The sequence below is a fragment of the Streptomyces sp. NPDC107498 genome (genome assembly GCF_055582805.1).
Genome location: NZ_JBVJPE010000001.1, coordinates 550,783 through 571,959, shown reverse-complemented (window position 1 = coordinate 571,959; position 21,177 = coordinate 550,783). Strand labels below are relative to the sequence as shown.

Below are 21,177 nucleotides of genomic sequence, written 5' to 3'. Positions count from 1 at the left end.
CCACGCGGGCCTTGCCCGTCGTCCCGGAGGAGAGAAGGGGGCCCGTGCCCTGTGCCCCGGACGGCCTGCATCCGTTCGTGTGCACCGGGGCGCCGGGGCGCCGGGCGAGGGTGGCAAGGCGGCGTCCGCAGCGGCGTCCGCCGCGGTCCGTCGTCCGAGAGGGAGATCCGCGCATGCCCCAGCCCACCGAGCCCGAGCCCGCGGAGCCGAGCATCGCCGAGGCCAACCGGGCCGTGCGGCGGCGTTTCCCCTTCGACGACACCCAGGACCTGGAGGCCGCGCGGCGCGGGTTCATCGGCACGGCACGCGACAACCTCGTTCGCGACGCCGCCGGGCGCGCGGTCTGGGACCTCGACGCCCTCGCCATCCGGATCGACGGCCCGCGCAGCTGGGACGCGGACACCACCGTGCGCTGGAACCTGACGGACGGCGATCCGGTCACCCAGCGACTCCGCAACGGGGTCCTCACCCACGTGACCGGCAACGGCCCCGCCGTGGCGGACCCGGACGTCGAGATCACCCTCACCGAGCGGAACCTGAGGGCCGTCCTCCTCGGCGTCGTCGCCCCGGCGGACCTGAGCGCCCGGGACGACGTGAAGGTCACCGGTGACCCCGGCAGAATCGCGGAGCTGCTCGGACGCCTCAGCGATCCCGACGCCGACTTCGCCGTCGTCACTCCCTGACCGGCGGCCCGCCGTCGTCACTCCCCGAGCGTGCCGTGGCTGCCGTGGCTCCCCGGCAGCGTGCCGGGGAGCCACGGACACGGCCACGACCGCACTCGGCCTCACCGCACGGCTCTCCGTGCCCACCGCGCCCGACGGAACCCCGCAGGAGTACGGCTCCCCGGACGGCGTCGTACGTGCTGCCCGGCCACGTCGAGCGGACGTCGACGCCGAGCCGCCGAGCTCGTACGTCTGCTCCATGACGGTCTTCGCGACGTCCGAACGCCCGGCGACCCCGTTCACGCGCTGCTCGTCACCGGTGACGTGGGCCGCGCCGGCGATCCAGAAGTTCCGGTGACCGACCTTCCTCCCGTCGAGGAAGGCGTCGACCTCGGAAGCGGACGGATCGGCGGCAGCGGTCCGGAGCGGCGCGGCCGCCACGGCGGCGACCGTGAGGACGGCCGCCGCCCGCGCGGGGGCCCGCGACGGGCAGGACGGGGCGGGCGCATCGGGATGCTCCTCACGGAACGGGACGGGGCAGCCCGGACGACGGACGGGAACCGTCACTCGGGAACCACGGTGCGCCGGACGCATGCGCGACAGGCGCACACGGCCCCTTCTCGGAAGGGACGAAGCGCCTCGACATCGTCTTCGGCAGGCCGGTGAGCGGGAAGTCGGAACGTCACAGGGAGACAGAGGGCGGTATCGAGGTCCCGCACACCCGGTGGTCGCGTCGCCGCGAGGAGCGCAGCCGCCGGCCCGGGTGCGGAGGAGCGAGGGAAGTCGATGGGAGACATGAAGGACGCGAACGGCCCGGCCGTGCCCGAGGTGGTGGACAGTCCCGCTCCGCGGCGGCAGCCGACCGGGCGACTGGCGCGGTGGCTGCTGCGCCACCGGGTGCAGCCCGCCGGGCCGGCGAGCGGGGAGGGGCACGCAGAGCCGCACGCCTGGTGGAAGGTGATGTGCCTGACCGGGGTCGACTACTTCTCCAGTCTCGCGTACGTCCCGGCCATCGCCGCGGTCGCCGCGGGAGCGGCCTCCCCCCTGGCGACGCTGCTGATCGTGGCGCTGACCCTGCTGGGCATGCTGCCCATGTACCGGCGGGTGGCCGAGGAGAGCCCGCACGGCGCCGGGTCGGTGGCCATGCTGGAGGATCTCCTGCCGTTCTGGTGGGGCAAGTTGTTCGTGCTGGTGCTGCTCGGTTTCGTCGCCACGTCGTGGATCATCACGATCACCCTGTCGACTGCGGACGCCTCCGTGCACGTGGTGGAGAACCCGTTCTTCCCCGAGGCCCTGCACGGCCACGAGGTGGCACTCACGGTGGCCCTGCTGCTGGTGCTGGGAGGCGTGTTCCTGCTCGGCTTCAGCGAGGCCGTGAGCGTGGCCATTCCGTTGGTCGTGGTCTTCCTGGCCCTCAACGCGGTCGTCATCGGCATCGGTCTGGTCCAGGTCGTGACCACCCCGGGGGCGTTCCACGCCTGGACCGATGCGCTGGTCGGGGGCGGGGGAGGCTTCGGCGGCCTGATGGAACCGGCGTTGCTGGCGTTCCCGCTGCTCGTGCTGGGTCTGTCCGGCTTCGAGACCGGGGTCAGCATGATGCCCCTGATCTCCGCGGAGGGCGCCGACGACGAGGAACGGCTGCGTTCGCGCGTCCGCAACGCCCGCAGGCTGCTGACCACGGCCGCGCTCGTCATGAGCGTGTACCTGCTGGCCTCCAGCTTCGTTACCACCGTCCTCATCCCCGAGAAGGAGTTCGAGCCCGGCGGTGCGGCCAACGGCCGCGCCCTGGCCTGGCTCGCGCACGAGCACGTCGGGGAGGCGTTCGGCACCGTCTACGACGTCAGCACCATCCTGATCCTCTGGTTCGCCGGAGCGTCCGCCATGGCCGGACTGATCAACATCGTCCCGCGCTACCTGCCCGACTACGGCATGGCCCCCGAATGGGGCCGCGCCGTCCGGCCCGTCGTCCTCGTCTACACCGCCCTGTGCGTCCTGATCACCATCGCCTTCGACGCCGACGTCGACGCGCAGGCGGGGGCGTACGCCACGGGGATCCTGGCCATGATGGTCTCCGGCGCCTTCGCCGTCACCGTCTCCGTGGCGCGCCGGGGCCGCCGAGCCGTCGCCGCCGGATTCGCCCTGCTCGCCCTGGTGCTGCTGTACGCCCTGGTCTACAACATCGTCGACAAGCCCGACGGCATCACCATCTCCGGCTTCTTCATCGCCGGCATCGTCGTCGTCTCGCTGGTCTCCCGCGTCTCGCGCACCACGGAACTGCGGGCCGACCGCATCGCCTTCGACGAGGCCGCCCGGAAGTTCATCGCCGACACCCTCGCCCACGACAACGCCATCAACATCATCGCCAACCGCCGTCAGGCCGGTGACGGCGCCGAGTACGGCGAGAAGGAGCGGGAGCAGCGAGGGACCAATCCGGTCCCCGGGCCGGCCGACGTGATCTTCCTGGAGATCGACGTCGTCGACCCCTCCGACTTCAGCGAAGTCCTCGCCGTCCACGGCGTCGAGGTCGACGGCTACCGGGTGCTGCGCGCCGAGGCTCCGGCCGCCCCGAACGCCATCGCCGCGGTTCTCCTCGCCCTGCGCGACGCCACCGGGGTCCGGCCGCACTGCTACTTCGCCTGGGCCGAGGGCAGTCCCCTGAAGCACATGTTCCGCTACTTCCTCCTCGGCCGCGGCGACACCGCCCCCGTCACCCGCGAGATCATCCGGGAGAACGAGCCCGATCCCGAACGCCGCCCCGGCATCCACGTCGGCGGCTGAGCGGACGTGGATGCCGCCAAGAGGCGGTACGTGAAGCCGGACGTGGAGAATCCTCGTGGGGCCGCCGTGACACGGGACGGTCTTCACGGCCCCTCGACGGGGCGGCCGGTTCCGGATCCGGCATTCGGCCGAGGGGCGGGAGCCGCTAGGTTCGACCCGGCGATGTGAGGGATCGTGAGAGATGAGAGGGTCTAGCGGGTGAGCGAGACACCGACGAACACCCTGCAGTACCGCGTTGACGGGCCGGAACAGGCTCCGGTCCTGGTCCTTGGCCCGTCACTGGGCACCACGTTCCACATGTGGGACCGGCAGATACCGGAGCTCACCCGTGAGTGGCGGGTCGTCCGCTTCGACCTCCCGGGACACGGGGGCGCGCCCGCGGAGCCCTTCACCTCCGTCGCCGAACTCGGCGACCGGGTCCTCGCGACCCTCGACGCGCTCGGCGTCCAGCGGTTCGGATACGCGGGCTGCTCCCTGGGCGGCGCCGTCGGCCTCGACCTGGCCCTGCGCGCGCCCCACCGGGTCGCCTCGCTCGCCCTGGTCGCCACCTCGCCCCGGTTCGGCACCGCCGACGAGTTCCGCCAACGGGGCGTCATCGTCCGCACCAACGGCCTGGAGCCAATGGCCCGCACCGCCCCCGAGCGGTGGTTCACCCCGCTCTTCGCCGGCGCCCAGCCCGCCATCGTCGACTGGGCCGTCCAGATGGTCCGGACCACCGACCCCGCCTGCTACATCGCCGCCTGCGAGGCCCTCGCCGTCTTCGACGTCCGCGAGGCCCTCGGCAACATCGGCATCCCCGCCCTGGTCCTCGTCGGCTCCGAGGACCAGGTCACCGGTCCCGCCGAGGCCCGCACCCTGGTCGCCGGCATCGCCGACGCCCGGCTCGCCGTCGTCCCCGGCGCCTCGCACCTCGCCCCCGTCGAGCAGCCGGCCGCCGTCACGGACCTGCTCACCGAGCACTTCTCCGGCACCGCCCAGGAGGCCAGCGGCACCCTGAACGTGCCGCCGCCCGTGCCGCCGGTGCCGCCCGTGCCGGTCGCCGAGCCCGCCCCGGACGCCGAGCCCGCCGGGACCGGCCGGCCCGACCCGTACGAGAAGGGGCTCGGGCTGCGCCGCGAGGTCCTCGGCGACGCCCATGTCGACCAGGCCCTCGCCGACGACCCGGAGGGCGCCTTCCAGGAGTTCGTCACCCGCTACGCGTGGGGCGAGGTCTGGAGCCGCGAGGGGCTCGACCGGCGCGTCCGCAGTGCCGTCACCCTCACCGCCCTCCTCGCCGGGGGCCATCGGGAGGCCCTCGCCGACCACACCCGGGCGGCCCTGCGCAACGGCCTGTCACCCGAGGAGCTCCGCGAGATCGTCCTCCACGCGGGCGTGTACTGCGGCCTCCCGGCCGCCGAGACGGCGCTGCGGGTGGTCAACCGGGTCGTCGCGGAGGAGACGACGCCCCCGGCGTAGCCTGGCGGCGTGAAGCTGACGAAGAAGTCCCACGCCTGCGTGCGGCTGGAGAAGGACGGCCGCACGCTCGTCCTCGACCCCGGCATGTTCACCGAGGAGGACGCCGTCCTCGGAGCCGACGCGCTGCTCGTCACCCACGAGCACCCCGACCACTTCGACGAGGGCCGGCTGCGCACGGCCCTGGAGGCCGACGGGGCCGTCGAGATCTGGACGCTGCGCAGCGTCGCCGACCGGCTCTCGGCGGCCTTTCCGGGCCGGGTGCACACCGTGGGGCACGGCGACGCCTTCACGGCGGCCGGCTTCGACGTCCAGGTCCACGGCGAGCTGCACGCGGTGATCCACCCGGACATCCCGCGCATCACCAACGTGGGCTACCTCGTCGACGGTGCCGTCTTCCACCCCGGCGACGCGCTGACCGTGCCCGACCGGCCGGTCGACACGCTGCTGCTGCCCGTCATGGCCCCCTGGAACAAGATCTCCGAGGTCATCGACTACGTGCGCGAGGTCGGGCCGCGCCGGGCGTACGACATCCACGACGCCCTGCTCACCGATCTCGCGCGGCCGATCTACGACCGCCAGATCGGCGGGCTGGGCGGTACGGCCCACGCCCGACTGGCCTCCGGCGCGTCCGTCGAGCTCTGAGACCGCGCGCTGTCACACCCCGCCAGTAGGCTTGCGCCCATGCGCATCGCCACCTGGAACGTCAATTCGATCACCGCCCGGCTGCCCCGGCTCCTGGCCTGGCTGGAGAGCAGCGGCACCGACGTGCTGTGCATCCAGGAGACCAAGTGCACCGCCGAGCAGTTCCCCGTCGAGGAGCTGCGCGCCCTGGGCTACGAGTCGGCGGTCAACGCCACCGGGCGGTGGAACGGCGTGGCCCTGGTCTCCCGGGTCGGCCTCGCGGACGTGGTGACCGGACTGCCCGGCGGCCCGGAGTACGACGGGGTGCAGGAGCCCCGGGCGGTCTCGGCGACCTGCGGCCCGGTCCGCGTCTGGTCGGTGTACGTGCCGAACGGCCGCGAGGTGGCCCACGAGCACTACGCGTACAAGCTGCGCTGGCTGGAGGCGCTCAAGGCGGCCGTCGCGGAGGACGCGGCGGGGGAGCGCCCCTTCGCGGTCCTCGGCGACTACAACATCGCCCCGACCGACGACGACGTCTGGGACATCGCCGTCTTCGAGGGCGCCACGCACGTGACGGAGCCGGAGCGGACCGCGCTCGCCGGGCTCCGCGGGACCGGTCTCGCCGACGTGGTCCCGCGCCCCCTCAAGTACGACCACCCCTTCACGTACTGGGACTACCGCGCGCTCGGCTTCCCGAAGAACAAGGGCATGCGCATCGACCTGGTCTACGGCAACAAGACCTTCGTCGAGGCGGTCTCCGACAGCTACGTGGACCGCGAGGAGCGCAAGGGCAAGGGCGCCTCGGACCACGCCCCGGTGGTCGTCGACCTCGACGTCTGACGCCGGGTCACGAAGATCACCGCGCGCCGGGTGGTCGACCGGGAGGCGACGGTGCGACGCTGTTCGGATGAACATTCCCTTTCTGGACGGCTGGCGCAAGCGCCATGAGCCCGAGCCCGCCGCCTCCCCCTTGGTCGCGGCCTTCGACCGCGACCCGGAGGGGGTGGCCGAGCTCCTCTCCGAGTGCGAGCTGCTGCGCTCCCGGGTCGCGGAGGCCGGGGTGGCCCTGGACGACACGCCCGGCTCCCTCCAGGAGCTCGACCAGCTCTCGCCCCGCTGGCGAAACGATCCTGAAGAGCTCCCCTGGTTCGGGAACGACGCCGGGCTCTACCTCGGCACCGTGATCGTCCGGAACGTGCCGGGCGCCCGGTGGCAGGTGTGGCCCGGCGGCGGTCCCGTGGTGAGGCTGGCCTCCGGCCGGGAGATCCAGGTCGTCGAGGCCGGTCTCGACTGGGCGATGACGGGTGCGCCGCAGCTCTCCCAGGTGTACGCGGAAGCCTCCGAGCACTGAGCTCCGGACCGCCCCCGCGCCGCCCTTCCGCAGTAAATAAGGCTTATTCCCGTTTTATGCGTGTCGGGCGCGAAGTCCCTTTTCTCGTGGATAGTTTGCGCTGACCGCGACACCGCCGAGAAACGGGGCAGGGCAGCGCATGGCCGTCGTCGATCCGCTGATCGAACTGCGTGGCGTCAACAAGCACCACGGCACGCTGCACGTCCTCCAGTCCTTCGACCTCTTCGCGCACAAGACCGTCCTCGCGAACGTCCCCCGCGCGCAGACCGAGGTCCGCAAGCGCAAGAAGGAGGAGGCCGACCGGCGTTCGCGCGAACTCCTCGACCGGGTCGGGCTCGCCGCGCACGCCGACAAGTACCCGGCCCGGCTCTCCGGCTGCCAGCAGCGGCGCGTCGCCCTCGCCCGCGCCCTCGCCACGGACCCCAAGGCCCTCCTCTTCGACGAGCCGACCCCGGCCCCCGACCCGGAGATGATCAACGAGGTCCTGGAGGTCGTGGGGCAACTCGCCCGCGAGGGAATGACGATGGTGGTCGTCACCCACGAGAGGGGCTTCGCCCGCTCGGCCGCCCACCGGGTCGTCTTCCTGGCCGACGGCCGGATCGTCGAGGACCGCACGCCGGAGGAGTTCTTCACCGCCCCGCCGACCTCGACCACGACCTGCCGTTCGTCCCCGTCGTGCTCGTCATCTCACCGATCTGCATCGGGATGTGCATGCTGCTCTCCTGGTTCGCCACCCGGGTGGCCCGCGGGGAGCGCCGCAGCCCGAAGACGAAGGCCGCGGACGTCGCCCCGGCCGAACCGAGGACGCTGCTGCCGGGACGGCAGTAGCGAGCAGGGAGCCGCACCCGCCCGGCAGCAGCCGGAGATCACTCCGCCCGCAGCGGGACCGACACGTACGAGGGGTCGGCCGTGGGGGAGGAGAAGGTCAGCTGCGCGCCGGTCGGGTTGTGCTCGATGTAGAGCGGGTCGACGGTGTCGACGACCAGCGCGAGCCGGTGCCCGGCCGGGACGTCGTAGGCCGTCGAGAAGAGCTCCAGGTCGACGCCGAACGGCTGCCCGGGGGTCCGGTCGTGGAAGGTGTACGGGGCGTTGCTCACCAGCTTGCCGAGACCGAGCGGGCCCACGTCGTAGAGGTACGCGACGAAGGTGCCGCTCTCCTCGGTGGAGCTGACCGTGGTGTGCAGCTTCACCGTGCCGCGCACCCGCCGCGGGGTGTCGTACCGCTCCGACTGCCAGACGCCGGCGAAGGCGCGGGGGAGGAGGGGGACGGAGACGACGGGCGGGGCCTGGAAGAACTGGTCCAGGAGGTTGGAGAGCATGACGACGCCGCCGTCGGCGCCGGAGTCGACGTTCGCCCGGATCCGCTGCGTACCGGCGAGGTCGAACTTCCGTCGGTCCGCGTCGAGGGACTTCCAGTCGGGGTAGCCCTCGTAGCCGGCGTCGGACCGGGGCTTCAGCCGGACCGGCTGCTCGCGGTCGACGCCGTTGTCGACGCCCCTGAGGTAGTGGTCGAACCAGCGGTGGGCGCTGGTCCAGGTGTCGTTGGGCAGTCCGAGGAGGCCGGTGGCCTCGGCGGTGGCGTGGTCGCCCGGGCGGAACTCCAGGCGCTTGGGACCGGTGAGCTTCTCGTAGAAGCTCGCGTACTGGTTGGGCGGGAAGACGGTGTCGCCCCAGGCGTTGCCGAGCATGATCGCGGCGCCGTTGGCGTTGATCCGGTCGATCTGCTCGACGGCGGAGCGCTCGCGGCCCCAGGCGATCATGTCCTCCTCCTTGGCCAGGTTCGAGGAGAGGAAGTCGCCCAGGATCTGCTGGAGTTCGGGGCCGGGTCGCCCGGTGAGGTAGCCGGCGCCGCCGAGCAGGGCAGCGGCCTGGAGGTGCTGGGTGCGGCCGCTGTAGATGGACTCGATGAGGTCGGCCCAGCCGCTGAGCGCCGCGACGGCCTTGATCCGCGGGTCGTGCGCGGCGGCGAGCAGGCTGATCCCCGCGCCGTACGAGACCCCCGCCATGCCGACGCGGTCCGGGTCGGCCGGGGTGTTCGCGAGGGCCCAGTCGATCACCTTGGAGGCGTCGGCGACGTCCCGGGGGCCCGCGGTCTCGATCTCCCCGCCGGACTGCCAGAAGCCGCGCGAGTTGTAACTCACCACGACGTAGCCGGAGTCGGCGAGCTTCCGGGCCTGGGCGAGGTACTCGACCTGGGGCAGGGCCCAGCTGGTGGGCAGCACGATCACGGGGCGGCGGGAGGCGGCGTCGGCTCCGGCGGGAGTGACGACGTTCGCCTTGAGGACGGTGCCGCCGTCCCCGGTGATGTCGACGAATCTGAGGGAGGCGGCGGTGTCGGCGGCCCGGGCGGCGGGGGCGAGCCCGAGGGCCGTCCCGGCCACGAGAGCGGCCGAGACGGCGAGGACCAGGGATGTGCGCACGGGGCACTCCTCACGGGGCACTGTGGGGGCAGTGAAAGTGACCCGACGGTAACCGGAGGGGCTTACCCGTGGTAACCGGTCGGTAAGTTACGTGCGGGTAACGATTGGTCCCCGGCCCTCCTGGAGGGCGGTGGCCTCCGCCCGTGCGTTCCGTCCTGCGAGAACCGGCTCCGGCCTGTCATGATGGGGGCGTCTTCGCCCCGAGGGGAGGGTCGGTGGGGAGCACGGACGACACGCCCGACGTCTTCGACCCGCGGATCTACGCCACGGGCATCCCGCACGACCGCTTCCGCGCCCTGCGCGACCGGGCCCCCGTCGCCCGCCAGGAGGAGCCGGAGGTCCTCGGCTGGCCCGCCGGGTCCGGGTTCTGGGCCGTCACCCGGCACGCCGACGTCGTCCGGGTGCTCAAGGACCCGGGGACGTACTCCTCGCACCTCGGCGCCACCCAGATCCGCGATCCCGACCCCGCGGACCTGCCCTTCATCCGGCGCATGATGCTCAACCAGGACCCGCCGGGGCACGGCAGGCTGAGGCGGCTCGTCAGTCGGGCCTTCACCCCCGGGCGGATCGAGCGCTTCGCCGTGACCGCGCGCGAGCGGGCCCGCGGACTGCTCGGCGCCGCGCTCGCGGCCGGCGAGGAGGTGGACCTCGTCCGGGCCGTCACCGACGACTACGCGCTGCTCAACCTCACCGACCTGCTCGGGATCCCCGCGAGCGACCGGGGGCTGCTGCACACCTGGACCGAACAGGTCATCGCCTACCAGGACCCCGACGAGCCGCCCGTCCTCGACGCCGGGGGGCGGCCGGTCGACCCCCGCTCTCCCGCCGTGCTCGCCGAGATGTTCGGCTACGCCCAGGAGCTCGCCGCACACAAGCGCGCACACCCGGCCGACGACGTCATGAGCGTGCTCGCGGCCTCCGAACTCGCCGACGCCGAACTGGAGATGTTCTTCTTCCTGCTGACCGTCGCCGGGAACGACACCGTCCGCAGCGCGGCCCCCGGCGGCATCCTCGCCCTCGCCGAACACCCCGACGAGCGGCGGAGGCTGTGGGCCGGCGAGGTCTCCGTGGACACGGCCGTGGACGAACTCCTCCGCGTGCACCCGCCCGTGCTCTCCTTCCGGCGCACCGCCGCCCGCGACACCGAACTCGCCGGGCAGCGGATCCGGGAGGGCGACAAGGTCGTCGTCTTCCACGCCTCCGCCAACCACGACGAGCGCGTCTTCGCCGACCCGCACCGCCTCGACCTCGGCCGGACCCCGAACCCGCACGTCTCCTTCGGCGACGGCCCGCACGTCTGCCTCGGCGCCCACTTCGCCCGACTTCAGCTCCGGGTGTTCCACGAGGAGGTGCGCGCGGCCTGCGGCGGCCTGGAACTCGCCGGACCGCCCCGGCGCCTCGTCTCCAACTTCGTCAACGGCGTCAAGTCGCTGCCGGTTCGACCGCTGGAGCCCTCCGCGCCGCGCTCGTGACGTCGGCCACCAGCTCCACCACGTCGGGGCCGTAGGCCTGGGAGTTGACCACCTTCAGGAGGATCACGAAGGAGCCGTCGCGGTGGCGGCGCGCCAACGACTCGTAGTGACGGGCCAGGTAGCGGGTCGCCGCCTGGTTGGTGATGGCCGTCTGCCCGCAGAAGAGGAAGACCGGACGGCAGTCCTCGCCCGCCGTGAGGCGGGCCAGGACCACGTACTCCTCGACCCCCGAGTCCATCCGGTAGCGCTCCGAACCGATCAGGAACGAACCCTGGTCCGGCCCCCGCTCCACGTCCGTGTTCATCGTGAGCCCGGGCAGCAGGGTGGCCAGATGGGCGGCCATGCGCCTGTTCGAGTACGGCCCCCCGACGCAGAACTCCGTCCGGTCGCCGAAGCCCTGGTGCGCCTGGTCGTGCTGCAGTATGCGCGCGTGCGCCCCGCAGTCCTTGATGAGCGCGCAGAGTTCGAGGAGGGCGAACACGTCGTAGCGGTGCACGGCGGTGGTGCCGCCCGCCTCCTTGTTCACCACGAGCAGGCACTCGGAGCTCCGCGGGAGACCGAAGAACGCCTGCTTGCGACGGAGCCTGCGCCGCCATTGGTACGTGCGGCCCAGCCAGCCGAAGGCGGCGCTGACCCCGGTCGCCAGGACTCCGAGCACGATGTTGCGGACGTCGTCGTTCATGGGCGCGCATGCTAGCGGCGATCCGGCCTCCCGTTCGAGGCGGTCCTGACGGAAAGGGGCGCGGGAAGTTACGCTGCGCGGACGGTCGTTGACTGGAGGTAGGAATGCGTCGCTCCGCCGCTGGCAGGGTCTCTCTTCTCGCCGTCGCGGCGACGGTGCTCTCGCTGGGCGCCGCCGCGCCCCCGAAGGCCCCGCCCGTCGTGGACCCACCCGTCAAGGAACCCGTCGCCGTCGGCTACGGCGGCGCCGTCGCCAGCGTCGACGCCGACGCCTCGGCCGCCGGCGTCGAGGTGCTCCGCAAGGGCGGCAACGCGGTCGACGCCGCCGTCGCCGTCGCGGCCGCCCTCGGCGTCACGGAGCCCTACTCGGCGGGCATCGGGGGCGGCGGCTACTTCGTGTACTACGACGCGAAGAGCCGTACGGTACGGACCGTCGACGGGCGCGAGACCGCCCCCCGCACCGCCGGCCCCGACCTCTTCACGGAGGACGGCAAGCCCATCCCCTTCGAGGAGGGCCAGACCAGCGGCCTCGGCGTCGGCACCCCCGGCACCCCCGCCACCTGGAGGACCGCCCTCGACGCCTGGGGCACCAAGCGGCTCGGCACCCTGCTCGAACCCGCCGAGCGGCTCGCCCGCGAGGGCTTCACCGTCGACCCCACCTTCCGCTCCCAGACCGCGGCCAACGAGGCCCGGTTCCGCGACTTCCCGGCGACCTCCGCGCTCTTCCTGCCCGGCGGGCGACTGCCCGTGGTCGGCTCCGTCTTCAAGAACCCCGACCTGGCCCGTACGTACGAGAAGCTCGGCCGCGAAGGCGTCGGCGCCCTCTACCGGGGGCCGCTCGCCCGCGACATCGTGAACACCGTCCGCGCACCCGCGCTCCGCGAGGGCGCCACCCGGATCGTCCGGCCCGGCGACCTGACGGAAGCCGACCTCGCCGCGTACCGCACCGAGTCCCGCAGGCCCACGAAGGTCTCGTACCGCGGGCTCGACGTCTACGGCATGGCCCCGTCCTCCTCCGGCGGCACGAGCGTCGGCGAGGCGCTCAACATCCTGGAGGGCACCGACCTCTCGACGGCCTCCCAGGCCCGCTACCTGCACCGCTTCATCGAGGCCAGCCGCATCGCCTTCGCCGACCGGGGCCGCTGGGTCGGCGACCCGGCCTTCGAGTCCGTGCCGACGGGCGGCCTGCTCTCCCAGCGGTTCGCCGACTCCCGGGCCTGCCTGATCCGTGACGACGCGGCCCTCACCAGTCCGCTCGCCCCCGGCGACCCGAGCAGCCCGGTGCCGTGCGCGAGCGGCGGGGCCGCCGCCCCGACCACGTACGAGGGCGAGAACACCACCCACCTGACGGTGGCGGACAAGTGGGGCAACGTCGTCGCCTACACGCTCACCATCGAGTCCACCGGCGGCAGCGGCATCACCGTGCCCGGCCGGGGATTCCTGCTCAACAACGAACTGACCGACTTCTCCTTCGCCCCGGCGAACCCGGCCGTCCACGACCCGAACCTGCCCGGCCCCGGCAAGCGGCCGCGCTCCTCGATCTCCCCGACGATCGTCCTCGACCGGCACGACCGGCCCGTCCTCGCCCTCGGCTCCCCGGGCGGCGCGACCATCATCACCACGGTCCTCCAGACGCTGACGGGCGTCGTCGACCGGGGGCTGCCGCTCGTCGAGGCGATCGCCGCGCCGCGCGCCAGCCAGCGCAACCAGACCACCACCGAACTCGAACCGGCCCTGTGGGACAGCCCGCTGAGGACGGAACTGGAGGGCATCGGGCACGGCTTCCGGCAGAACCCGGAGATCGGCGCGGCGACCGGCGTCCAGCGCCTCCCCGACGGCCGCTGGGTGGCCGCCGCGGAGACGGTCCGCAGGGGCGGCGGCTCGGCGATGGTCGTACGGCCGGCGCCGTAGGGGACTACAGCGCCGTCAGGACGCGCGGGCCGTCGTCCGTGATCGCCACCGTGTGCTCGGCGTGGGACGCGCGCGAGCCGTCGGACGTGCGGATCGTCCAGCCGTCCCGCGCCGTGTAGTGCTCGTCCGTGCCGCCGCCGATGAGCATCGGCTCGATCGCGAGCACCATCCCGTGGCGCAGCCTCATGCCCCGGCCCGGGCGTCCCTCGTTGGGGACGCCCGGGTCCTCGTGCATGGCGCGGCCGATGCCGTGGCCGCCGAAACCGTCCGGGATGCCGTAGCCCGCGCCCCGGCAGACCCGGCCGATCGCATGGGCGATGTCGCCGATGCGGTTGCCGACGACGGCCGCGGCGATGCCGGCCTCCAGGGCCTCCTCGGCCGCGGCGACGAGGCGCGCGTCCTCCGGCCGGGCGGGGCCGACCGTGAAGCTGACGGCCGAGTCGCCGGCCCAGCCGCCCAGGGTCGCCCCGCAGTCCACGGAGACGAGGTCGCCCGGGGCCAGCCGGGTGCCGTCCGGGATGCCGTGCACGATGGCGTCGTTGACGGAGACGCACACGACCGCGGGGAACGGCACCGGGGCCCACTCCGGGTGGTAGTCGAGGAAGGGCGAGCCGGCGCCCGCCCCGTCGAGCACGTCGCGCGCGGCCCGGTCGAGCTCGGTGAGCCGCACGCCGGGCGCCGCCTTCTTCCGTACGGCCGCCAGGGCACGGGCCACCACCTGCCCCGCTTCGCGCATGGCCGCCAGGGATTCGTTCGTCTTGATCTCCACCATGACCAATTACTATACCGGTATTAGAATGGTCGACATGGTGCGCACACCCCTGACCCCCGAAGAACGCGAGCGCGGCGAGCGCCTGGGCCTGCTCCTGCGCGCGGCGCGCGGCGAGCGGTCCATGGTGGAGATCGCCGCGGCCGCCGGCCTCTCCGCCGAGACCCTCCGCAAGATCGAGACCGGCCGCGCCCCGACCCCGGCCTTCTTCACCGTCGCGGCGCTGGTCGGGGTCCTCGGCCTCTCCATGGACGAGCTCGTGGCGCACTGCGCCCCGGCCCCCGTCTGACCCGTCCTCCAGGGGTCAGACGGAGACCGCGAGCTCCACCCGGCTGTGGCGCGGGTGCTCGATCTCGTCCAGGAGGGCGAGCGCCAGATCGGCGTGGCCGATACGCCCCGGGCCCTCGAGTGCCGTGCCCACTGCCGTTCTGTAGCCGCCCGTCCGCTCGGCCTCCGCGTTCAGGTCCAGCCCCGGAACCACCATCAGCCAGTCGAGCCCGGGCCCGGCCTCCGCCGTGAGCAGCTCGAACTCGGCCACGTGCCCCTGGGAGGAGGTCCGGTACTGCTCGGGGAAGTCGGGCGCGTCCATCAGCCGCACCCCGGGAGCGGTCTCCAGGGTCGTGGCGATGCCCAGGGTGAGCAGCCGCCCGACCCCCGCCTCGGTGAGGCCGGCGACCATCGCCTTCGCCGCGGCCGTGAAGAAGTCCACCGAGGGCGCGTCGAGCCGGACCGCCGCGTTCACCGCCGCGTCGTGGCCCGCCGCGAGCGCCGCCACCGAGGCCGCGTCCGTCGCGTCCCCCCGGACCGGCGCGACTCCCGCGCCCTCCAGGTCGCGGTGCGCGGCCGGGTCGCGGACCGCGGCCGTCACCCGGTGATCCCGCGCCACCGCCTCCGCCACGACCGCCCGGCCCACGCGCCCACCGGCTCCGAAGACGATGACGTTCTTGCCGTCGTTGTCCATGGCGGGACCGTGGAACGGGCACTCCCGGTTACTTCAACGGTACTGGACTGGCGTCGACCGCATGATCGAGAAGTCCTCACCGGAGCCGTTGAGCCCGTCCCTCTTCGACGGTCCCGGCTGCGCCGGAAGCCCCGCCCGCCCCATCCGCGTCGGCGGCAAGTGGACCGCGACGGTGCTGCGCTGCCCGGAGGGCGGCACGCCCCGCCGTTTCTCCGAACTCCGTGTTCCCCTGCACCGGATCACCCCCGAGGTCCTCACCGAGACCCTCCGCGCCATGGAGCGCGACGGCTTCCTCACCCGCACCGTCCACGACGAGAACCCGCCCCGCGTCGAGTACGCCCTCACCGGTCTCGGCCGGTCCCTCATCGTCCCGCTCGACACGGCGTGCGACTGGGCGCGCACCCACGCCCCGGAGATCACCGAGGCCCGCGCCGCGTACGAGCAGGCCGCGCCCTAAGCTCCCGGGCATGATGCCCGAAGAGCTGCGGCGCGGCCGCTACGTCAGCCTGACCACCTTCCGGAAGAACGGCACGGGGGTCGCGACGCCCGTCTGGTACGCGACGGAGGGCTCGGAGCTGTACGTGTGGACCCGCTCCGACTCCTGGAAGGTCAAGCGCCTGCGCAACGACCCCCGGGTCGAGGTCGCCGTCTGCGACCTGCGCGGCAACATCCCCGACGGCGCCGAGCGGTTCGCCGGCACGGGGCGCCTCGTGGAGGGGGAGGAGCTGCGCCGGATCCGGCGCCTGCTCTCGCGCAAGTACACCTGGCAGTACTGGCTGACCGACGTGCCGGCCATGCTCGTCCGGCTCGGCAGGCGCCCGCACACCGGGATCGTCGTGACCTTCTGACTCCCGCGCATCCGGACGGGAACAGTCCGTAGCCGTCCCGTAACACGACCGTGGTCCCCTACCCGCGGACCGGAAGGCCCCGGTCGACCGCGGGACGGGTGCGTGACGCATGACGGCACATCGACCACTGCCGGAAGTCGCCGCGTTCACGCGCTGGCTGGCCGAACTCACGGACCGCGCGCGGCCGGGGGACGGCTGGTACGGGGTCTTCGCCGCACGCGACCCCGAGGGCCTGCACGCCTGCCTCGACGGGGCCGACATCCTGCCCCGGGACGTCGTCGCATCCCTTCTCCAGGACGTCGGCGAACCCGTGGACGGGCCGTTCGCCGCCCGGGGACGGATCCTGTACGCGGCGGCCGCGGGTGCCCACGACGGCCGCCCCGGCGGCGCGGAGGCGCTCGCGGAACGCCGGGACCTCATGGAGGCCGAACGCCGGTACGCCGAGACCCGCGCCCGCGAACTCGCCGGGCGACTGCGCGGCGCCCCGGACCCGACCGGGACCCTCGGCCTGGAGCGCGAACTCGCCCGGGCCCGCGACGACCACGCCAGGGCGACGGCCCGCGTCACCGAACTGACCTCCCGCCTGGCCCGCGTGGCCCGGCCGGGGCCGGGAGGGGCGGCGGGGACGGACGTGGCGCCGTCTCACCGAGCCGCTCCGGCGACCGTCGCGCCCGCCCCGGCGACCGTCGCGCCCGCGCGCGTCGCGAAGGCCGCTCGGCGGCGGCCGCGGGGTGCTCGGTACGCCTGGCTGGAGGAGGGGGACGAGACGGTGGCCGAGGAGCCGGTGCCGCCGCCCGCGCTCCCGGCCGGGGGAGCGGCGCCCCGCGGGGCCCGCTTCGGAGGCGCCGAACCCGTCCCCGTGCCCGAGGCCCCCGCAACGGACCCCGCCGAGGCCGACCGCGCGGCGGCCGACGTCGTCCACGCCCTCGGCCGCCTCCGGGCGCAGGGCCGCAGCGGCGAGGCGCACGTCCTGCTCTGCGAAGCGCTCGGCGGACCGCCCGCCCGACTGCCCGCCCTCGCGGTGCGGCTGCACCGGGCCGGGCTCGGGGCGGACTGGTCCACCCTGCTCTGGGAGGCGGCCTCGCTGCCGCCCGCCCGGCTCGCCGCCGTCGCGGGCGCCCTCGCCGACGCGGGGCGGGCGGCCGACTGCGAACAGCTGCTCCGGCAGGGCGTGGCCCGCCCGGTCGAGGACCTCGCGGGCGCGTGCGCCGCGCTGCGCGCCGAGGGCCACCACCGTGAGGCGCACGCCCTGCTCGCCGCGTTCGTCCGGGTCAGGGCCCCCGGGGACGCGGCCCGGCTCGCGGGCGTGGACCCGCACGGGTTCGTCCCCCACCTGCTCGCCGCGGCTCGTGCGGTGTCCGCGTCCCGCGAGCGCGAACTGGTCCACGCCCTGCGGGTGGCGGGCCTGGCCGGAGTGTGACCGGGCGGCGGGTGGAGGGAGCCGCGGCCACGGTGCCGGGGGTGCGACCGAGACCGAGGCCGGGTCGGGGCGGCTGCGGTGCCCGCGGTCCTCTCCGTACGGATCTCCATGTGTCGGTACGTGTCCGATGTGGACCACTCGGGTATGAAACATGATCGACCCGGCCGCTTCACGGCGGCGGTCTTGCTCCGGGGTGTGACGGGGCTTACGTTCTCCTCCTACGCACCGCGTCTACGTGCGTAGAGGCTCTCTGACGCCGCGCCGAAGGAGCAGCTCATGACCGACGTCGTACGCGCCGCACTCGTCCAGGCCACCTGGACCGGCGACACCGAATCCATGATCGCCAAACACGAGGAGCACGCCCGCGAGGCCGCCCGGCAGGGCGCCAAGGTGATCGGCTTCCAAGAGGTCTTCAACGCGCCCTACTTCTGCCAGGTCCAGGAGCCCGAGCACTACCGCTGGGCCGAGCCCGTCCCGGACGGCCCGACCGTCCGCCGGATGCGGGAGCTCGCCCGCGAGACCGGCATGGTGATCGTCGTCCCCGTCTTCGAGGTCGAGGGCGAGGGCTTCTACTACAACACCGCCGCCGTGATCGACGCCGACGGCAGCTACCTCGGCAAGTACCGCAAGCACCACATCCCCCAGGTCAAGGGCTTCTGGGAGAAGTACTACTTCCGCCCGGGCAACGTCGGCTGGCCGGTCTTCGACACCGCCGTCGGACGGGTCGGCGTCTACATCTGCTACGACCGCCACTTCCCGGAGGGCTGGCGCCAACTCGGGCTCAACGGAGCCCAGTTGGTCTACAACCCCTCGGCCACCCACCGTGGGCTCTCCTCCTACCTCTGGCAGCTGGAGCAGCCCGCCGCCGCCGTCGCCAACGAGTACTTCGTCGCCGCCATCAACCGCGTCGGCATCGAGGAGTACGGGGACAACGACTTCTACGGCACCAGCTACTTCGTCGACCCGCGCGGCCAGTTCGTCGGCGACGTCGCCTCCGACAAGACCGAGGAGCTCGTCGTCCGCGACCTCGACTTCGGCCTCATCGAGCAGGTCCGCCAGCAGTGGGCCTTCTACCGGGACCGCCGTCCCGACGCGTACGACGGGCTGGTGCAGCCGTGAGCAGCCTGTACGACCGGCACAAGGCCGTCATCCCCGACTGGGTCGCCCTCTACTACCGCGACCCCATCGAGATCACCCACGGCGAGGGCCGCCACGTCTGGGACGCCGAGGGGCGCAGGTACCTCGACTTCTTCGGCGGAATCCTCACCACCATGACCGCCCACGCCCTGCCCGAGGTCACCAAGGCCGTCACCGAGCAGGCCGGGCGGATCATCCACTCCTCGACCCTCTACCTCAACCGCCCGATGGTGGAACTGGCCGAACGGGTCGCCGGGCTCTCCGGCATCCCCGACGCCCGCGTCTTCTTCACCACCTCCGGCACCGAGGCCAACGACGCGGCCCTGCTCCTCGCCACCACGTACCGCCGCTCGAACCAGATCCTGGCGATGCGCAACAGCTACCACGGGCGCTCCTTCTCCACCATCGGCATCACCGGCAACCGCGCCTGGTCGCCCACCGGCCTCTCGCCGCTCCAGACCCTGTACGTGCACGGCGGCGTCCGCACCCGCGGCCCGTACGCCGGGCTCACCGACGAGCGCTTCACCGAGGCCTGCGTCGCCGACCTGGAGGACATGCTCGGCCAGACCCGCGCGGGCGTCGCCGCCCTCATCGCCGAACCGATCCAGGGCGTCGGCGGCTTCACGTGCCCGCCCGACGGCCTCTACGCCGCCTTCCGCCGCGTCCTCGACCGGCACGGCATCCTCTGGATCTCCGACGAGGTCCAGACCGGCTGGGGCCGCACCGGCGAGCACTTCTGGGGCTGGCAGGCCCACGGCCAGGCCGGACCGCCCGACATCCTCACCTTCGCCAAGGGCATCGGCAACGGCATGTCGATCGGCGGCGTCGTCGCCCGCGCCGAGATCATGAACTGCCTGGACGCCAACTCCATCTCCACCTTCGGCGGTTCGCCGATCACCATGGCCGCCGGCCTTGCCAACCTCTCCTACCTCCTGGAGCACGACCTCCAGGGCAACGCCCGCCGCGTCGGCGGCCTCCTCATCGAGCGCGTCCGGGCCGCCGCGGCGGGGGTCGCGGAGGTACGGGAGGTCCGCGGCCGCGGCCTGATGATCGGCATCGAGCTGACCGAACCGGGCACCGACCGGGCGAACCCGGACGCGGCCGGCGCCGTCCTGGAGGCCGCCCGCGAGAACGGCCTGCTCATCGGCAAGGGCGGCGGCCACGACACCAGCACCCTGCGCATCGCCCCTCCGCTCTCCCTCACCGTCGCCGAGGCCGAGGAAGGCGCCGCGATCCTCGAACAGGCCCTCAGGTCCCTCTAGCCGGCAGGGGAGAAGTCCCGTGAGCACCCGTACCCTCATCCGCGGCGGTCTCGTCGTCACCGCCGCCGACGAACTCCACGCCGACGTGCTGATCGAGGACGGCCGCGTCGTCGCCCTCGCCGCCCACGGCTCGGACACGGCGGCCGGCTGGACCGCCGACCGGACCGTCGACGCCACCGACCGCTACGTGCTGCCCGGCGGTGTCGACGCCCACACCCACATGGAGCTGCCCTTCGGCGGCACCTTCGCCTCCGACACCTTCGAGACCGGCACCCGCGCCGCCGCCTGGGGCGGCACCACCACCATCGTCGACTTCGCCGTCCAGAGCGTCGGCCACGGCCTCCGCGAAGGGCTCGACGCCTGGTACGCCAAGGCCGACGGCAACTGCGCGATCGACTACGCCTTCCACATGATCCTCTCCGACGTGAACGAGCACACGCTCAAGGAGATGGACAAGCTCGTCCAGGAGGGCATCACCTCCTTCAAGCTCTTCATGGCCTACCCCGGCGTCTTCTACAGCGACGACGGCCGGATCCTGCGCGCCATGCAGCGCTCCGCCGACAACGGCGGGCTGATCATGATGCACGCGGAGAACGGCATCGCGATCGACGTCCTCGTCGAGCAGGCGCTCGCCCGCGGCGAGACCGACCCGCGCTACCACGGGGAGGTCCGCAAGGCGCTCCTGGAGGCCGAGGCCACCCACCGCGCCATCCAGCTCGCCCGGGTGGCGGGGGCCCCGCTCTACGTCGTCCACGTCTCCGCCGAGGAGGCCGTCGCCGAGATCGCCGCCGCCCGCGACAAGGGACTGCCCGTCTTCGGGGAGACCTGCCCCCAGTACCTCTTCCTCTCCACCGACAACCTCGCGGAGCCGGGCTTCGAGGGCGCCAAGTACGTGTGCAGCACTCCGCTCCGGCCCAGGGAGCACCAGGCCGCCCTGTGGCGGGGGCTGCGGACGAACGACCTCCAGGTGGTCTCCACCGACCACTGCCCCTTCTGCTTCGTGGGGCAGAAGGACCTCGGCCGCGGCGACTTCTCCAAGATCCCCAACGGTCTGCCGGGGGTGGAGAACCGCATGGACCTCCTCCACCAGGCCGTCGTCGACGGGCACATCAGCCGCCGCCGCTGGATCGAGATCGCCTGCGCGACCCCGGCCCGGATGTTCGGCCTGTACCCGCAGAAGGGAACGATCGCGCCCGGCGCCGACGCGGACGTCGTCATCTACGACCCGCACGCGACCCAGACCCTGTCGGCCGAGACGCACCACATGAACGTCGACTACTCCGCGTACGAGGGGAAGACGATCACCGGCCAGGTGGAGACGGTCCTCTCGCGCGGCGAACCGGTCATCGAGCAGCGGAAGTTCACCGGCCGCGCCGGCCACGGCGCCTTCGTCCCACGCGCCACCTGCCAGTACCTGAACTAGGAGAAC

General features: G+C 73.1%; 19 protein-coding genes and 2 pseudogenes. 17 read left to right on the top strand and 4 right to left on the bottom strand.

The window, feature by feature from the left end:
- Nucleotides 1–173: 173 nt before the first annotated feature.
- From ACZ66Z_RS02690 to ACZ66Z_RS02655, 8 genes and pseudogenes are all read left to right on the top strand, one after another.
- A complete protein-coding gene (locus tag ACZ66Z_RS02690; RefSeq protein WP_469932127.1) occupies nt 174–683 on the top strand; it encodes an alkyl sulfatase C-terminal domain-containing protein in 510 nt (169 codons plus the stop codon).
- Nucleotides 684–1,457: 774 nt separating this feature from the next.
- Nucleotides 1,458–3,440 (top strand): APC family permease, encoded by a 1,983-nt coding sequence (locus ACZ66Z_RS02685; protein ID WP_469932263.1) that lies wholly within the window; start codon nt 1,458–1,460, stop codon nt 3,438–3,440.
- Between the two features lie 198 nt (nt 3,441–3,638).
- Nucleotides 3,639–4,895: a bifunctional 3-oxoadipate enol-lactonase/4-carboxymuconolactone decarboxylase PcaDC gene (gene pcaDC / locus ACZ66Z_RS02680; protein WP_469932126.1), complete on the top strand. Its 1,257-nt coding sequence runs from the start codon at nt 3,639–3,641 to the stop codon at nt 4,893–4,895.
- Nucleotides 4,896–4,904: 9 nt separating this feature from the next.
- A complete protein-coding gene (locus ACZ66Z_RS02675) occupies nt 4,905–5,537 on the top strand; it encodes an MBL fold metallo-hydrolase (protein ID WP_469932125.1) in 633 nt (210 codons plus the stop codon).
- A 39-nt stretch (nt 5,538–5,576) separates the two neighbouring features.
- Nucleotides 5,577–6,356, top strand: a complete 780-nt coding sequence (locus tag ACZ66Z_RS02670) for an exodeoxyribonuclease III (protein WP_469932124.1) — start codon at nt 5,577–5,579, stop codon at nt 6,354–6,356.
- Nucleotides 6,357–6,423: 67 nt separating this feature from the next.
- The gene (locus tag ACZ66Z_RS02665; protein ID WP_469932123.1) at nt 6,424–6,867 is read left to right on the top strand and encodes a DUF6278 family protein; all 444 of its coding nucleotides are present in this window, start codon (nt 6,424–6,426) and stop codon (nt 6,865–6,867) included.
- A 202-nt stretch (nt 6,868–7,069) separates the two neighbouring features.
- Nucleotides 7,070–7,507 (top strand): annotated as a pseudogene (locus tag ACZ66Z_RS02660) (amino acid ABC transporter ATP-binding protein); the annotation flags it as partial.
- A 5-nt stretch (nt 7,508–7,512) separates the two neighbouring features.
- Nucleotides 7,513–7,695: pseudogene (locus ACZ66Z_RS02655) on the top strand (amino acid ABC transporter permease); the annotation flags it as partial.
- A 38-nt stretch (nt 7,696–7,733) separates the two neighbouring features.
- Here the strand turns inward: ACZ66Z_RS02655 and ACZ66Z_RS02650 are convergent.
- Nucleotides 7,734–9,287: a CocE/NonD family hydrolase gene (locus ACZ66Z_RS02650; protein ID WP_469932122.1), complete on the bottom strand. Its 1,554-nt coding sequence runs from the start codon at nt 9,285–9,287 to the stop codon at nt 7,734–7,736.
- 215 nt (nt 9,288–9,502) lie between these two features.
- Between ACZ66Z_RS02650 and ACZ66Z_RS02645 the strand changes: the two genes are divergently transcribed.
- Entirely contained in the window at nt 9,503–10,759 is a 1,257-nt protein-coding gene (locus ACZ66Z_RS02645; RefSeq protein ID WP_469932121.1) for a cytochrome P450, read from the top strand.
- On the opposite strand, the gene ACZ66Z_RS02640 is transcribed toward ACZ66Z_RS02645, so the two are convergent.
- Entirely contained in the window at nt 10,710–11,441 is a 732-nt protein-coding gene (locus ACZ66Z_RS02640; RefSeq protein ID WP_469932120.1) for a hypothetical protein, read from the bottom strand. The genes ACZ66Z_RS02645 and ACZ66Z_RS02640 overlap by 50 nt on opposite strands.
- Before the next feature lie 104 nt (nt 11,442–11,545).
- On the opposite strand from ACZ66Z_RS02640, the gene ggt reads away from it, so the two are divergent.
- Complete coding sequence (gene ggt / locus ACZ66Z_RS02635; protein WP_469932119.1) at nt 11,546–13,351, top strand: gamma-glutamyltransferase; 1,806 nt, start codon at nt 11,546–11,548, stop codon at nt 13,349–13,351.
- 4 nt (nt 13,352–13,355) lie between these two features.
- On the opposite strand, the gene map is transcribed toward ggt, so the two are convergent.
- Entirely contained in the window at nt 13,356–14,123 is a 768-nt protein-coding gene (map, locus tag ACZ66Z_RS02630) for a type I methionyl aminopeptidase (RefSeq protein ID WP_469932118.1), read from the bottom strand.
- A gap of 34 nt (nt 14,124–14,157) precedes the next feature.
- Here map and ACZ66Z_RS02625 point away from each other — a divergent pair, with 34 nt between their 5' ends.
- Entirely contained in the window at nt 14,158–14,409 is a 252-nt protein-coding gene (locus ACZ66Z_RS02625) for a helix-turn-helix domain-containing protein (RefSeq protein ID WP_469932117.1), read from the top strand.
- Between the two features lie 15 nt (nt 14,410–14,424).
- On the opposite strand, the gene ACZ66Z_RS02620 is transcribed toward ACZ66Z_RS02625, so the two are convergent.
- Nucleotides 14,425–15,081, bottom strand: coding sequence for an NAD(P)-dependent oxidoreductase (locus tag ACZ66Z_RS02620; RefSeq protein WP_469932116.1), 657 nt, complete (start codon nt 15,079–15,081; stop codon nt 14,425–14,427).
- Nucleotides 15,082–15,142: 61 nt separating this feature from the next.
- Between ACZ66Z_RS02620 and ACZ66Z_RS02615 the strand changes: the two genes are divergently transcribed.
- The 6 genes from ACZ66Z_RS02615 (at nt 15,143) to hydA (ending at nt 21,171) form a co-directional block, all read left to right on the top strand.
- Nucleotides 15,143–15,538: a winged helix-turn-helix transcriptional regulator gene (locus tag ACZ66Z_RS02615; RefSeq protein WP_469932115.1), complete on the top strand. Its 396-nt coding sequence runs from the start codon at nt 15,143–15,145 to the stop codon at nt 15,536–15,538.
- Between the two features lie 10 nt (nt 15,539–15,548).
- Nucleotides 15,549–15,929, top strand: coding sequence for a PPOX class F420-dependent oxidoreductase (locus ACZ66Z_RS02610; RefSeq protein WP_469932114.1), 381 nt, complete (start codon nt 15,549–15,551; stop codon nt 15,927–15,929).
- Between the two features lie 109 nt (nt 15,930–16,038).
- Nucleotides 16,039–17,349: a UL36 very large tegument protein gene (locus tag ACZ66Z_RS02605; protein WP_469932113.1), complete on the top strand. Its 1,311-nt coding sequence runs from the start codon at nt 16,039–16,041 to the stop codon at nt 17,347–17,349.
- A gap of 276 nt (nt 17,350–17,625) precedes the next feature.
- Nucleotides 17,626–18,468 carry a nitrilase-related carbon-nitrogen hydrolase gene (locus ACZ66Z_RS02600; RefSeq protein WP_469932112.1) on the top strand — a complete coding sequence of 281 codons (843 nt, stop codon included), beginning with the start codon at nt 17,626–17,628 and terminating at the stop codon, nt 18,466–18,468.
- On the top strand, nt 18,465–19,748 hold the full coding sequence (locus ACZ66Z_RS02595; RefSeq protein WP_469932111.1) for an aspartate aminotransferase family protein: 1,284 nt from the start codon (nt 18,465–18,467) through the stop codon (nt 19,746–19,748). Before ACZ66Z_RS02600 ends, ACZ66Z_RS02595 begins: the two co-directional genes overlap by 4 nt.
- Before the next feature lie 19 nt (nt 19,749–19,767).
- On the top strand, nt 19,768–21,171 hold the full coding sequence (gene hydA, locus ACZ66Z_RS02590) for a dihydropyrimidinase (protein WP_469932110.1): 1,404 nt from the start codon (nt 19,768–19,770) through the stop codon (nt 21,169–21,171).
- The last annotated feature ends 6 nt before the right edge of the window (nt 21,172–21,177 follow it).